General features: G+C 42.8%; 11 protein-coding genes. 4 read left to right on the plus strand and 7 right to left on the minus strand.

The genetic code is table 11. From position 1 onward, the window contains the following. Window positions 1-50: 50 nt before the first annotated feature. Window positions 51-2996 carry a P-loop NTPase fold protein gene (locus ABJV04_RS05435; protein ID WP_348490288.1) on the minus strand — a complete coding sequence of 982 codons (2946 nt, stop codon included), beginning with the start codon at window positions 2994-2996 and terminating at the stop codon, window positions 51-53. A gap of 190 nt (window positions 2997-3186) precedes the next feature. Here ABJV04_RS05435 and ABJV04_RS05440 point away from each other — a divergent pair, with 190 nt between their 5' ends. The 4 genes from ABJV04_RS05440 to ABJV04_RS05455 all read left to right on the plus strand — a co-directional run bounded on the left by ABJV04_RS05440 (window position 3187) and on the right by ABJV04_RS05455 (window position 5989). Then, the gene (locus ABJV04_RS05440; protein WP_348490289.1) at window positions 3187-3972 is read left to right on the plus strand and encodes an SDR family oxidoreductase; all 786 of its coding nucleotides are present in this window, start codon (window positions 3187-3189) and stop codon (window positions 3970-3972) included. A gap of 71 nt (window positions 3973-4043) precedes the next feature. After that, window positions 4044-4421, plus strand: a complete 378-nt coding sequence (locus ABJV04_RS05445; RefSeq protein ID WP_348490290.1) for a VOC family protein — start codon at window positions 4044-4046, stop codon at window positions 4419-4421. Window positions 4422-4899: 478 nt separating this feature from the next. Then, window positions 4900-5067, plus strand: a complete 168-nt coding sequence (locus ABJV04_RS05450; RefSeq protein ID WP_348490291.1) for a hypothetical protein — start codon at window positions 4900-4902, stop codon at window positions 5065-5067. A gap of 76 nt (window positions 5068-5143) precedes the next feature. After that, window positions 5144-5989 carry a LysR family transcriptional regulator gene (locus tag ABJV04_RS05455; RefSeq protein ID WP_348490292.1) on the plus strand — a complete coding sequence of 282 codons (846 nt, stop codon included), beginning with the start codon at window positions 5144-5146 and terminating at the stop codon, window positions 5987-5989. Between the two features lie 459 nt (window positions 5990-6448). On the opposite strand, the gene ABJV04_RS05460 is transcribed toward ABJV04_RS05455, so the two are convergent. The 6 genes from ABJV04_RS05460 to ABJV04_RS05485 all read right to left on the minus strand — a co-directional run bounded on the left by ABJV04_RS05460 (window position 6449) and on the right by ABJV04_RS05485 (window position 14429). Continuing rightward, a complete protein-coding gene (locus ABJV04_RS05460) occupies window positions 6449-8308 on the minus strand; it encodes a TonB-dependent receptor (RefSeq protein ID WP_348490293.1) in 1860 nt (619 codons plus the stop codon). 654 nt (window positions 8309-8962) lie between these two features. Then, window positions 8963-9583 carry a cation transporter gene (locus ABJV04_RS05465; RefSeq protein ID WP_348490294.1) on the minus strand — a complete coding sequence of 207 codons (621 nt, stop codon included), beginning with the start codon at window positions 9581-9583 and terminating at the stop codon, window positions 8963-8965. 92 nt (window positions 9584-9675) lie between these two features. After that, window positions 9676-11415 carry a GMC family oxidoreductase gene (locus ABJV04_RS05470; RefSeq protein WP_348490295.1) on the minus strand — a complete coding sequence of 580 codons (1740 nt, stop codon included), beginning with the start codon at window positions 11413-11415 and terminating at the stop codon, window positions 9676-9678. A gap of 56 nt (window positions 11416-11471) precedes the next feature. Continuing rightward, window positions 11472-12080, minus strand: a complete 609-nt coding sequence (locus ABJV04_RS05475; protein ID WP_348490296.1) for a gluconate 2-dehydrogenase subunit 3 family protein — start codon at window positions 12078-12080, stop codon at window positions 11472-11474. Next, window positions 12067-13314 (minus strand): nucleoside permease, encoded by a 1248-nt coding sequence (locus ABJV04_RS05480; RefSeq protein WP_348490297.1) that lies wholly within the window; start codon window positions 13312-13314, stop codon window positions 12067-12069. Before ABJV04_RS05480 ends, ABJV04_RS05475 begins: the two co-directional genes overlap by 14 nt. A gap of 62 nt (window positions 13315-13376) precedes the next feature. Next, on the minus strand, window positions 13377-14429 hold the full coding sequence (locus ABJV04_RS05485; RefSeq protein WP_348490298.1) for a sugar phosphate isomerase/epimerase: 1053 nt from the start codon (window positions 14427-14429) through the stop codon (window positions 13377-13379). Window positions 14430-14439 lie beyond the last annotated feature (10 nt).

Below are 14439 nucleotides of genomic sequence, written 5' to 3' on the forward strand. Positions count from 1 at the left end.
GGGCTCATTTATATGGTTGTAAATGAGCCTTTTCAGTATAAATACATAGCTTAATTTACATTGACCCCACGGACCCAATGTAAAAATGTCTGTCGTTTTTGGGGATCAATATTCTCTGATTGATTTTGCAAGGATTCTATCTCTGAGTTAAATGTTTCATCTCCTATTTTAGGAATATCGACCTTGAGTAAGTTGCTCTCTTGTTCTTGGTTATCTCCAGCAAATTCTAATATTGCCGCCAAAGTAACTAAATTATCCTCTTGAATACCTGCACCCGACTCATAGTTGCGCATTGCTAAGTATCGAGCTCGATTCACATAACGTTTAATGTTTCTCGGGGTTCGATGGGATAGGCCAAGAGCTTTGGCCCAGATAGATACGGTTTTAAGAAACTCATCTGAATCATTCTCGACGATGCGTTTTCGCTGGCGGAAACGCTCAACGCGGATTAGCAATGCAATAAATGCTAATATAACTACCGGCATCAAAGCCTGAATATAGTATTGATTAGACTCAAACACCGCATAATCCAATATTTTGCTGGCCTTGGGTTGGATTTGTTGTCTATCTTGCACTCCTTGCCTATCCTGCTCCGTTGTGCCTGAAGCTGGCGTATTGCTATCTTGGGTTTCAGTGCCTGTTGATACATTTTCATAAGCATCCTTAAGCACTGGACTCTCACTTTGGGGGCTGCCACTCATTTCAGAATTCAGCACACTTGCCAGGTAACTTCCCAAGACTAAACTCAGAATAAATATCATTAATAACAAAAGCGGTTTCAACCACGGTAAAATGGATGAAGAGGATTCTTGTTTTTGGCCTTTCACTAAGCCATCAAACTGTCCACTGTTGGCAATGGGAACTGGAATTTCAATATTGATGATTTTCTCAAGATAGCGTTTCGCCATCGTTTTCAGGGCATCTTGATCTAATTCTTCATGGGTGCCTTGATAATAACTACAAATAGCATTTTCAATGGGCGCACGCTCCATACCCACAATGATGTAACAATCACCACTTGAAACTAGATAATTGATGGTTTCCATCACATCCATGATGCGCTGCTCTTTGCATCGATCTAAATCATCAATAAAGATCGTCAAAGTACTATCACCCAGAGCGTTACAGAGTAGATTAAACTCTTTGGCAAATTTTTCCCGCAAGCCCACATTTGCTCTAAGATCTAAGTTGCTGCCTGGGCTACGTAATAATGTTTTTAAAACGTTTGTATTCACTAAACCAGAAATACGGTCCATTCCCCCCCTAAGTATTGAAAAAGCCCCAAACACCGCGCCTAAATAGGGGATCGCCTCAGCGGAAAGGTTCGACAAAGGTTTAAAAGAGGCTTCACCAGAGGTAACTATGTAGCCTAACGAACACAAAAATATCACGGTCACAGAAAAGAAAAACATCGGCGCTTCCGTCCAGCGCATTTTAAGCAAATTCCAACGATATAAAAGACCAGCAGCAGTCCAAAAAGGAGGAATGGCATTAGTTTGTATTGCACTTAATAAGCCCGCTAAAAATTGTTCTTCATTTTGGTGGTGCCAAGCATTAACCCAAACGGGGTGAAGACGAAAACTCTCTAAGTTTTGTTTTAAAAAATACATTAACGACGACTTGCCACTTCCCCACACGCCAGTAATTGCTAAGGTTAACGGTGCTTTAGTGCCCGCATTACGTAAAAAGCGAGATAATGCGGAGGAGATTTCGATAAACCCTAGTTTGTCTTGGGTTAGATCATTAGCTGGAGAATCGGAGACAAAACTATCAATGAGTTGCTGGGATTTGATGATTTCTACATCTTTTTCACCATGATTAGCCACTAGCATCCTCAACGCCATAAAAATACTCATGGCCAATACCAATAATGCCAGCGGAGAAGGAAAAACCTGATGTTCCCTAGCTTTTATTTCTGTCATCCAATTGGTGTTGCTTTGCATCTGAGGATCGATGGCAAAAGTGCGGAATAAAGCACTAGGCAAAATGACTTCTGTGAATTGCTGACCATTTTCATCATTAAATACAATAATATCTGAATTATAAATAACCCAAGTTTCATCTTCATTTTGTACACTTGAAATGGTTACAGGTTCATCTTTGGAGGAGGGTAATGGCGTCCACTGTAGTTCAGGTGTCGCTGGTGTAATAGTCACAAAGACCCCACTATTGGGTCCAGAGCCCTCTTGCCAATCGTCTGTATAGTGGCGTTGAAAACCATAACCTGTCACTTCAATTAAGGATGATGAAATCCCAAAATAGGACGTAATAAACTCACCGACAGTTTGCGCTAATTCAATCGACTGTTGCTGGGCGTAATCTGCGTTGTAAGCTATTTTTTGTTGTTTAGGTGGCTCTGCTTTGGCACTTCGAGGGGATTGCCTTAACCTGTCTAGATCATCATTAGTTAATGGCTGATTCGGCGAAATATAACCGAATATATTGATTGTTTGAATTTCAATATCGGCTTGGACGACCTCAGATAACAGTGCAATAACCTCAGATAATAATTGCTCCGAGGCCCCCTCATAACTGATTGGCAAGGTAAAGTTTTGGGCCAGGTTAGGTAACTTAGACTGTTGACTATCTCCTTTGGCTGGCTGGGTATTTTTATAAGGCAAATACAACAGACTTCCATCGTCAAATTGTAAACTGAGTTGCCTTTCATTCACCTGATAAGCGCTCAATTCAGCAGGAGTATCAACTATGTTCAAACGTAATGCCGCGTTTCGCTCTATTGGGTAATACCAACTCTGTGCGCTGAAAATATTAAATGGAGTGATAAGTGGAGTGGGGTTTAACGGGCTTAATATAGAAATACCCACACATAATACTATGCCCACCAGCATAACGGCAATAGAAGCAAGAAATCGAACTTTAGGAAAAGTCGATTTATGTGAGGTTTCCTCTGAATCACTTTCTAGGCCGTCTACTTTTTCCTGGCTTGGTTCTTGAGAGCCACCTTTGGTTTCCACTGTTTCATATTCAGCCTGCATGTTCCAATTCCGTTGTCACTTAGAAGCGTTACTATTGAGTATCAGCCAAACCGATTAATAGTGCAAAAAACAAACAGAAAGTTTACCCTAGTGTTACCATTAAAAATTGTTCAGGCTTTAATAAATGCGGATTTCCAATTCAATGGAATAGTATTAAAAAGCAACATTCGCTGGCAAAATAGGCAACACCATGACCAAATTAAATACAGTTTTGATAACAGGTGCATCCGAGGGAATTGGTAGAAGCTTTGCTGAAACCTTCGCTAAGCACGGTCACGAATTAGTTTTAGTGGCTCGAAACCAGCAAAAACTAAATGAATTATCGATTTATTTGAATGCAAAATACGCCGTGACTTGCCACGTTTATCCATGGGACTTAAGCCTTAAAGAAAGTCCACAAAAACTATATGACCAATTATTAGCAGATCAAATTGAAGTGGACATTTTGGTCAACAACGCGGGTATGATGCAAATTGATCCTATTCAGCAAACCGATACAGAAACACTCAACAATTTAATTCAGTTGAATATCCAAAGTTTAGTCAATATGACAAGAGTCTTTGTTACGCCAATGATAGTGCGAGGGGAAGGACGAATAGTCAATTTAGGCTCCATCGCTAGTTTCATGCCCACCCCAAACTTTAGCGCCTATGGTGCAAGCAAAGCATTTGTACTGTCATTCAGCGAAGGAATTTCTGAAGAGCTAAAGGGCACAGGGGTTACTGTTACCTGCGTGTGTCCAGGCATTACCGAAACAAAGATGTTGAATGACGCCCACGGGGTTGAAAAATACATCCCCAAATTTCTCAAAGCTCAACCAGATACCCTTACAAGCGAAGCTTATAAAGCAATGATGAAAGGTGAGGTGGTGTTTTTAGATAAATTGGCCAATAAGATGTTAGTGCAATATGCCACCCACTATCCTCGTTGGATGGTACGACGCATTAATGGGTTATTTCGTAGGTTCACCCTCTGAATTTAAACAGTTATGAAAATCTAATCTATACTGTTTCGAGGTTTAGTTAACTATTTTAAAGGGAGAAAGTCATGTCAAATCCAGTAGGTTGGTTCGAAATCTATGTTGATGATATGGACCGTGCAAAAGCCTTTTATGAAGAGGTTTTTAAAACTGAATTGGAAGCCATAGGCGACCTCAATGATGACAATTTAACTATGTTAGCTTTTCCCTCTGATATGGAAAAATATGGCGCAGCAGGCGCGCTAGTTAAAATGGCCGGATTCAGCGCAGGCGGGAATAGCACACTGGTCTATTTTTCCTGCGATGATTGCGCAATAGAAGGCGCAAGAGTGACAGATGCCGGCGGACAAGTGCAGCAAGAAAAGATGTCAATTGGTGATTACGGTTTCATCATTCTAGCGTTAGATAGCGAAGGCAATATGTTTGGCTTACATTCCTTACAATAAACAATCCTCCTCCGCTCCTCTGTGGGCGGGGGCTTTATCCCCGTGAGGTTATATGGTTTGGGTTCCACGGGCTGAAGCCCGTGCTACAGGTTCGGTGATATATCCCCATAATCTTGCGATCTCCTTGTAGGCGGGAGCTTTAGCCCCGTGAGGTTAGATGGTTTGGGTTCCACGGGCTGAAGCCCGTGCTACAGGTTCGGTGGTATATCCCCATAATCTTGCGGTTTCCTTGTAAGCGGGTGCTTTAGCCCCGTGAGATTAGGTGGTTTGGGTTCTACGGGCTGAAACCGACCTTAAATATCCCATCGACAAAACTAATACCAATTTCGCAAAAAATATATTTATCTTAAAGACAAATTTTTTTTGTTTCACAGGCTTTAGAGAAGTTGCAATGATATTGCCACTCAAGCTGGTGTGAAATAGTGCACATACTATTCCGCCTTGTATTGAGTAATGATTGGTTAACTGGTGAGCTAAAATGAGCAAAGATTACAGACGTGAAAAGGAAGACTTTGAGAATTCTGATTGGATGTATAGTGATTCCGACACGCAGCACAAAAACAAGCATAGTAATGATATTACCAAGCGCAAACGAGACAGTAAGAAGTTAAGTAGAGAGCGAGATAGACAATATCAATACCATTAGGCCAGTTTCAAAAACTTGCTTAATCTGCATAATTAACGTATTAAACGGGTAACCTAACCAAGTTCGTGAATTTGTTGTGGATATCCGTTTTCTTAGTACTTTTTTGGAAGTTGCTAACACCCGCCATTTCGGTAAAGCAGCTGATAATTTGTACCTCACACAATCTGCTGTCAGTGCCAGAATTAAGCTACTTGAAGAGTACTTTAATACTACCCTATTTATTCGTAATCGAAATAGTATTCAGCTGACTCCAGCGGGTGAACAACTCATCCCCTACGCGAAACAATTATCAGCTAAGCTACTTGAAGCTAAACAAGCATTAAATCACAAAAGCACCCGCTTTTTAGGTGTAGCAACCACTCCTAACGCATTTTATTTGAGTCTTGATGAAATATTCAATGAGGTGGCTCATCAATTTCCGCAGATTTCACTTCGCACGGATTTAGGAAACACCGAGTTATTGTCTAGGCAACTTCATGAACGCACTATCGACATGGCTTTTACCACCGAACCCCTTAAACTGGATAACGTTAAAACCAGCCAGATTGTTGAAATTCCACTAGCTTTTTATGCAAAATCGAAAGGCCAAGACATAGAGGAGTATGTTCATATTGAGTGGAGTCATAAAGTCACAGATAAGGTTTATCAACAATTTCCCCAATGCCGCAACGCGCGATTAAAAACAAGTTCTTACCAAATAGGATTAGGGCAGTTAAATAGCAGTGAAACGGGGACGGCATTGTTACCCGATACTGAAAACTATCCAGGGTTAGTAAAATTAGATATTCCCTGTGATTTTTATGCTGGTATTTATTTGAATGTCATTGAAAATAACAATATCGAAGAATTGGTAGCCGTAGTTAAATTTATCACAAACTCCCTTTCTGTCAGAGGTATGGTAATCGGTGATTCCACTTCTTAGCTCCCATGGCCTGAAGGCCATGCTACAGGTTCGGTGGTATATTCCCATAACCCTTGGTCTTCCCCTGTAGGCGGGTGCTTTAGCCTCGTAAGGTTACGTGGCTTGGGTTCCATGGCCTAAAGGCCATGCTACAGGTTCGGTGGTATATCCCCATAATCTTGGGGTTGCCTTGTAGGCGGGTGCTTTAGCCCCGTGAGGTTATGTGGTTTGGATTCCATGGCCTAAAGGCCATACTACAGGTTCGGTGGTATATCCCCATAACCTTACGGTTTCCTTGTAGGCGGGGGCTTTAGCCCCGTGAGGTTATGTGGTTTGGATTCCATGGCATAAAGGCCATGCTACAGGTTCGGTGGTATATCTCCATAACCTTGGGGTGCCTTGTAGGCGGGTGCTTTAGCCCCGCGAGGTAATGTGGTTTGGGTTCCATGGCCTAAAGGCCATGCTACGTAACCACTCAGGTTAAAATTGATAGGTCATGCCAACTCGGAAATTGGTGTCGTTGTTTTCAAATCCAACTGAATCTTGGATATTGTGGGCAAGGGCATTATCAATGTTTAAATTGGTCTGCAAATTTTCAGACAATTGCCAATTAGCTGCAACACCGTATTTTGCATACCCACCCAGTTCAACTAACCCAGTGGGAATTGAGCTATCTAAATACTCATCTCTTACATCGGTAAAAATAGAAATCGTCAGATTTTCCCATTGAGCATCTAAACTTGCTCCGCCGAACCACTGAGGACGTCTACGCAACTCACTCTTCTGTCCGTCGACACTAATATCCACATAACTTACGTCCACTGAAAGCTGCAACCAAGGCGTTAATTCAAGGTTAGTGCTCAATTCAACCCCAGATGTTTCAACACGACTTCGATTTACTGAGGTAAAAAGTTCAGCGTCGAAATCGACTAAATCTGAAAAGTCATTTTCAAATAGTACAAAGGTAACTTGTCCTATTTCAACATCCCACTGTAAACCTAATTCCTTATTAATACTGCGTTCGGGTTGTAAACCAGGATTACCCACTAACGGATGTGCCAAAGCAAAAAAGCTAGGTAATTTATAACCTTCGTTATATACGGCGAACAAATTTACAGTTTCGGATAGGTCATGGTGCCCCGCAAATCGAATTGAGGTTTCACTATCGAAGTTGTCGGCATCGTCGTAACGTAAACCTAAATCTATGGCGAAATAATCTTGTGCATATTTAGCTTCCATAAACGCGCTTTGCGAGTCCTGTTCCAGAACAAAATCAACAGGCAATTGGAATCCATAATCTAAATACCCCGTGTTGCGACCTTCTGAGTCGCGAGCGCTAACTCCTATCACAATAGTAGTTGCTTGATTAAATTGATGATTCAAAAATAACTCAACTTCAGAACGCGTAAATTCAGAGTCAATATTACTCGCTGGCACACCTGATTGAGCACCTTCCGCAATACCTGGATGATCTGATGACTCCTGACGATTCAACCAAGACAAGTTAAGATTAATCCCATTAGACTGGTTTAACTGAAGAGTATTATTCAATCCCAGCAACCACTGTTCGCTATTGCGCTGTTCAGCTAACTGAGGCATAGCATATTGCTCGCCACCGGAGTCTTCAGCAAAGCTCACATTATCATTGTCACTATAGGTCACTAACAATCGGTGGTTTTGCTTAGCGTTAGCAAATGCAATTTTGAACAGCCCTTGTTGACTCTCCGCAGAGGCAAAATCCGAAGCTTCGCGTTGTCTACTCGATAGACTCGCTAACACAGACACACCATTATCGTATTGATGAGAAACGTTTAAACCCGCGTTAAGCTGTTTATCGCTGCCTACTTCCAAATGAATTGCTGGCGCAGCGTCTTCTCGGGTAATGATATGAATCACACCACTGATGGCTTCGCCACCATAGATTGCGCTAATTCCACCACGATAAACTTCAATTCGTTCGATGCTTTGTGGGTTAATCTGACTAAAGTCGAAACCGCCGCCACGACTATTAGTGGAATCATTCACGGCGACACCATCAATCAAAACTAAAGTGAAATTAGATTCGCCGCCCCTTACGGAAACAAATGAAACCCCACCAGCCACACCATTTTCAGCAATCACAATGTTAGGTATGCGGTTAAGGAGATCTAGGGTCGATGCAGGATTGATTTTATCAATTTGTTCCCTTGATAAACTGGAAATACTGCCTGAGTAATTGTCAGCGATTCGGGTACCAGTTACCTGCAGAGTTTCCACATTTTGTTGGGCTAAAACCGTCAATGAGGACATTGATAGGAAAAACAGTGCCGCTATGCAACAAAATCCGTACTTCAGATTCACTTGAATTATCCTTGATAATGAAAATCGATATTTATTTTTAAGGGAGGCGATTCTAAATGCTTTTAGTTGCGCAATCACCTTTATTTATCGTTTTTATTGCGTTATTCATCGGCAGTGTTTTGGATCGCTGCCACGGGCTGAAGCCCGTGCTACAGGTTCGGTGATATTTTCTCGTAACCATAGGGGTCCACCTGTAGGCGGGGCTTTAGCCCCGCGAGGTTATGTGGTTTGGGTTCCATGGCCTGAAGGCCGTGCTACAGGTTTGGTGATATTTGTCCGTAACCATAGGGGTTCACTTGTAGGCGGGCGCTTTAGCCCCGTGAGGTTATTTGGTTTGGGTTCCATGGCCTGAAGGCCATGCTACAGGTTTGGTGATATTTTCTCGTAACCTTTGGATTTCACCTGTAGGCGGGCGCTTTAGCCCCGTAAGGTTATGTGGTTTGGGTTCCATGGCCTGAAGGCCATGCTACAGGTTTGGTGATATTTGCACGTAACCATAAGGGTTCACCTGTAGGCGGGCGCTTTAGCCCCGTGAGAATATGGGGTTTGGCTGTCATGGCCGGAAGGCCATGCTACAGGTTTGGTGGTATATCCCCATAATCTTGGGGTTTCCTTGTAGGCGGGTGCTTTAGCCCCGCGAGGTACAGGTTGCAACTAGGATTTGGCGGTGCGGTATTCGCTAAATGATTCTTTTAAAACTTGGGCGGCAGATTGCAAAAATAAGCAGGCTAAGGCAAAACCAATGGCGATATCTGGCCAACCAGAGCTAGTTAACCAAACGCCTACACCAGCAAAAATTACCGAAATATTGGCGATAATATCATTACGTGAACATAACCAAACTGAACTCATATTAATGTCTTCAGAGCGGTGCTTCCAAAGCAATGCCAAACAAACCCCATTGGCCAATAACGCAATAAAACCAAACAAGCTGATTGTTTCATAAGTGGGAGCGTGAGGCACCATCAGACTGTATATTGCCTGGCCTAATACAAACAACCCAAATACCGCCATAATCGAGCCTTTGAACATGGCAGAAATGGCTTTCATTTTCGCCCCACGGGCAATCACATAAATACTAAAAATATACACCATTGCATCCCCTAGCATATCTAGGGAGTCTGCAATTAATGATATTGAATTTGCCATCAGGCCGGCGGTTAACTCCACAATAAACATGATTGCATTAATCGCCAAAACGATCTTTAAGGTTTTACCTTGTTTGTCCCTGAGCGCCTCTATTTCACAGGATTTTTCACTGCAGCAATTCGCCATTTTATCCCCTGTCAATTTATTAGATGCTAGACCCCCTATTTTGAGGGACATGAGGGGATCAAGCAAGCCTAATTGGCTTTTAGTATCTAAAACTACAGTCGCTGAGCTTTAATCTCCTTGGCACAATAGTCCACAGCTCTGGCAGTAAGCGCCATAAATGTGAGAGATGGATTCACCACCCCAGAGGAACAGTAACCCGAACCATCGGTAACAAATAGATTAGGAATATCATGACTTTGGCAATATTGATTTAACACGGATGTTTTTGGATCCTGTCCCATTCGCGCCGTTCCCACTTCATGAATTGCAATACCAGGAGCGCGATGTGGTAGGTCATAACTAGTACCACTTTTAACGTTTGTACATCCACCAGCTCGTAACATTTCCGCGCCCATTTCTGCAGCATCGTCCATCATGGTTTTTTCGTTTTCACGATATTCCACATTGAAGTTAATCAAGGGTATGCCCCACTTATCCGTTTTAGTTGGATGTAACGACATTTGATTGTCAAAATGCGGCAACATTTCCCCTTGGGCAGAGAAATCCACTCCCCATTTCCCTGGTGAACTTAGCTGTTGTTTAAAGTCACTACCAATGCCATCTTGTTGGCTTTTTCCCCGCCAATCAGAACGAAACGTACTAATGCCATAGGCAAACCCTCGTAGGTAACCTTTACGATAGAGTTCAGGCCTCGTCTGAAAGTTTGGCATGTAACACGACGAAGGCCGACGCCCCTTATAGTATTCGTCTTCAAAACCTTCAATATCTCCCGTGGCTCGAGCATTATAATTGTGGTCCATCAAATAGTGACCTAATACCCCAGACGAGTTGGCAATTCCGTTAGGGAATTTTTTAGAGGTAGAGTTGAGCATAATCTGAGTAGTTCCAATGGTGCTTGCACACAAGAACACAACGTCGGCGAAATACTCACGGGTAGAGAGATCATCATTATCAATGACTCTGACCCCTATGGCGCGATTGCGTTTTTCGTCATAAATCACACTATGCACCACGCTATTAGCGGCAATACTTAAATTGTTGGTTTTGGCAGCCGCTGGCAACGTCGAACTTTGGGTGGAAAAGTAAGCCCCAAACGAGCAACCTTTTTGACATTCATTACGACTCTGACACTGCACTCTTCCTTGGGATATATGCAACGTTGAGGGTTCAGTTAGATGAGCGGTACGCCCCATGATCAAATTTCGACCAGGAAAAGCTTTTTCGATTGCCACTTTTAACGCTTTTTCCGGTCCAGTCATAGCAAAGGGAGGTAAAAACTCGCCATCGGGTAGATTCGGCAAATTCTCTTTACTACCACTTATCCCTGCAAACGTTTCCACATAAGAATACCAGTCGGCAATATCTTGATAGCGTATAGGCCAATCATTTCCCACGCCATCACGCTTGTTGGCTAAAAAGTCATCTTCGCACATACGATAACTTTGCCGATGCCATAACAAAGATTTACCACCTAGCTGGTTGGCGCGGATCCATCGAAAGTCAGTCCCATCCGTTGTTTCATAAGGTAAATCCCGGTCGTTACCAAAAAATTGTTTAGTACCATCGTGAAAGGCATAACAATCTTTTTGAATTTTGTATTGCTGTTCAATTAATAGGTTGTCTACTTTGCTACGATTATCATAATCCCAAACAGGCTTGCCTTCGGTAATATAATCTTTGCGATGTTCAACTACTCGGCCACGTTCGATCATCAAGGTATTGAATCCACGCTCACAAAATTCTTTTGCGGCCCAACCCCCAGTAATCCCAGACCCCACAACCAACACATCAAACTTTTTATTCTGTTGTTTAATATAAATATCTTTATCCACGTTATTTCCTAGCAATTTTTTAATTAAACCAAAGGTTATGTCAGTGCCAATTTGGCTTAATAGTAAGCAAGACTACCCCAGGATTTATCCCCTTCTTCCAGAGGAATAACACTGAATCCACCGGGTACAGGATCGTACCTAAGGATCTCCCGCGCACCTTGTTCAGAAGTGAAGTAGCCAAACACAATCAATGACTTAAGAAACTTAAACTGATTTCGTTGGGATTGCGTAAAACCCTTCATAGCCTCAATGGACTTAAGTAATTCAAGCTGTTGTTTGTCATCTAGCTGACTAAAAGATTGTTTGAAGTTTGCCATTGCATGCTTTTCAATCTCGCTAATAATCTGCAAACAAATTTGCTGCTCATTTTCAGAGTGACAACGAAATAATTGATGGTCGACAAAACCGTGACAATCTAATTCTGCTCCGCTAGGGGTGTCTGTTCGCGGCAAAATAGTGTCAACAATGTGCTTTAATGTCTGCATAGTGGGTTTATCGAAAAGCTGCCCCGCCCCATCGAGTTTGTCGCTACGAACTTGATATGCCATTGCCACGTTTAGATTAGAGCCGTATACCAGAGCAGTAGCCGAGGTCACACCCATGGCGCGAACTAGGTGCTGCATAAATTTTCGTCTTTGTGGTTGGCTTAGATTAGTTGCTTTCATCATAGGCTCCAGCTTGATTATTGATTGCAATTTTTTCGTTTTTAAATGCCAACATAAAGAGTACAAACACAGCGAAGGCAAATACTGCTGGGAATAACCAAATATTGAACCAAGCGTGGCCGAATTCGGTAGCATGGGAGTCGGTGATTTTGCCGGCAATCCAAAATCCAGCCAACATACCTATTCCATAGGTTGCCAAGGTAATTAAACCTTGTGCGGCATTTTTCACTTTAGCCCCAGCTTTGGAGTCAGTGTAAATTTGTCCGGATACAAAGAAAAAGTCATAACACACTCCGTGTAGCGCAATTCCCACTATGAGCAAGACAATACCGCTATCCGCATCCCCATAAGCGAATAGCACATAACGTAACACCCACGCCAACATCCCAATCAATAAGGTAATTTTAATCCCGAAACGATTTAAAAATACTGGCAGTATCAGCATAAACACCACTTCTGAAACCTGTCCTAGGGTCATTTTTCCCGTTGCATTGGCAACACCGGTTTCCGTTAAAAACGGGTTGGCGTTTTGATAATAAAAAGCCAAAGGAATACAAATTAATATAGAAGATATGAAAAACACTAAAAAGTTCTTATCTTTCAATAAGGCGAGGGCATCCAATCCTAATATTTCATGTAATCCCATTCGTTCGCCGGCACTTTTTGGAGGTGTTTTAGGCAACATGAAACTAAACAGTCCCAGCATTAATGACGCTACAGCACTCAATAAAAAGGTGTTGGCTAACATGCCTTGAGCTATCGCATCTTTTCCATCCCATGCGAACAAATAACTTATGGATAAACCCGCTACAATCCAGCCAATGGTGCCCCACACTCTAATTTTTCCGAACTGTTTTGAGGGCTCGCGCATTTGCGAAAACGCCACAGAATTAACCAAGGCTAAGGTCGGCATATAAACAATCATGTAACCTAAAACAAATGGATAAAAAACACTAAAATCGGTGGCTTGATAAAGGCAGTACATCAACACCGCGCCGATTAAATGCAGCACACCTAGGATCCGCTCCGCATTAAAATAACGGTCGGCAATCAGACCAATGATAAATGGCGCGATTATGGCTCCCCATGATTGGGTTGAAAATGCCATACCGATTTGACCACCAGAGGCCGCAAGGTTATTTGCCAAAAACGTCCCTAATGTGACGAACCAGCCTCCCCAGATGAAAAACTGCAAAAACATCATCAAACTTAGGCGCAGAGTTACACTATTCATTTTTATTATTACTCCCAGAGTCAAACCACAAACGCGTCGTCAACCATTATTCAAATTGTCTGTTAAAGCCCTAAAATTCGGCGATTTAAGTCGTCATCTGCTCCACCACCAGCAAAGTCATCAAAAGCTTTGTCTGTGGGGCGTATCAGATGTTCGGCGATAAATTTTGCGCCTTCAGCTGCACCATCTTCAGGATGCTTAATACAACATTCCCACTCCATTACGGCCCAGCCATCAAAGCCGTATTGAGTTAATTTGCTGAATATCCCCTTAAAATCAATTTGCCCATCACCCAAAGAACGAAAACGCCCGGGCCTATCCAACCAGCTTTGATAACCGCCATACACACCTGCGCGACCCGAAGGTCTAAACTCGGCATCTTTCACATGAAAGGCTTTAATCCGATGGTGATACAAATCGATAAAGGCTAAATAGTCGAGCTGCTGCAAAATAAAGTGGCTCGGATCATATAAAATATTCGCTCTAGGATGATGATTAACAGCGGCCAAAAACAGCTCGAAGGAAGCTCCGTCATGAAGATCTTCACCTGGATGTAATTCGTAACATAGGTCCACGCCCGCCTCATCAAAGGCATCCAAAATGGGTAACCAACGGCTGGCTAATTCTTCAAACCCACGCTCCACTAATCCCGCAGGCCGTTGTGGCCAGGGGTACATTGTGTGCCACAACAACGCGCCGGAAAAACTCGCGTGGGCGGTCAATCCCAAATTCGCACTCGCCTTGGCCGCCCACAACATTTGCTGCACCGCCCATTGTTGACGTGCACTGGGGTTGTTTTTAACCTCATCAGGGGCAAAACCATCAAACATTTCATCGTAAGCCGGATGCACGGCGACTAATTGACCCTGTAAGTGGGTGGATAATTCACTGATCACCATGCCATATTTAGCCACTGTGGCTTCAATATCAGCACAGTAAGTTTGGCTGCTAGCGGCTTTTTGCAAATCAAAAATACGCTCATCCCAAGTGGGGATTTGCACTGCTTTAAAGCCTAGAGATGAAGCCCACTGACAAATATCATTTAAGCTGTTAAAGGGTGATTCGTCAGCAGCGAACTGAGCTAAAAAAATACCTGGGCCTTTAATTTGCTTCATAACTTAATTC

Source organism: Aliiglaciecola sp., assembly GCF_039982535.1.
Taxonomy (GTDB): Bacteria; Pseudomonadota; Gammaproteobacteria; order Enterobacterales; family Alteromonadaceae; genus Aliiglaciecola.

Excerpts from the sequence above, each read along its gene's own strand:
- ABJV04_RS05435 (WP_348490288.1), bottom strand. The coding sequence starts at position 2,996 with ATGCAGGCTGAATATGAAACAGTGGAAACCAAAGGTGGCTCTCAAGAA.
- ABJV04_RS05440 (WP_348490289.1), top strand. The coding sequence starts at position 3,187 with ATGACCAAATTAAATACAGTTTTGATAACAGGTGCATCCGAGGGAATT.
- ABJV04_RS05445 (WP_348490290.1), top strand. The coding sequence starts at position 4,044 with ATGTCAAATCCAGTAGGTTGGTTCGAAATCTATGTTGATGATATGGAC.
- ABJV04_RS05450 (WP_348490291.1), top strand. The coding sequence starts at position 4,900 with ATGAGCAAAGATTACAGACGTGAAAAGGAAGACTTTGAGAATTCTGAT.
- ABJV04_RS05465 (WP_348490294.1), bottom strand. The coding sequence starts at position 9,583 with ATGGCGAATTGCTGCAGTGAAAAATCCTGTGAAATAGAGGCGCTCAGG.
- ABJV04_RS05475 (WP_348490296.1), bottom strand. The coding sequence starts at position 12,080 with ATGAAAGCAACTAATCTAAGCCAACCACAAAGACGAAAATTTATGCAG.
- ABJV04_RS05480 (WP_348490297.1), bottom strand. The coding sequence starts at position 13,314 with ATGAATAGTGTAACTCTGCGCCTAAGTTTGATGATGTTTTTGCAGTTT.
- ABJV04_RS05485 (WP_348490298.1), bottom strand. The coding sequence starts at position 14,429 with ATGAAGCAAATTAAAGGCCCAGGTATTTTTTTAGCTCAGTTCGCTGCT.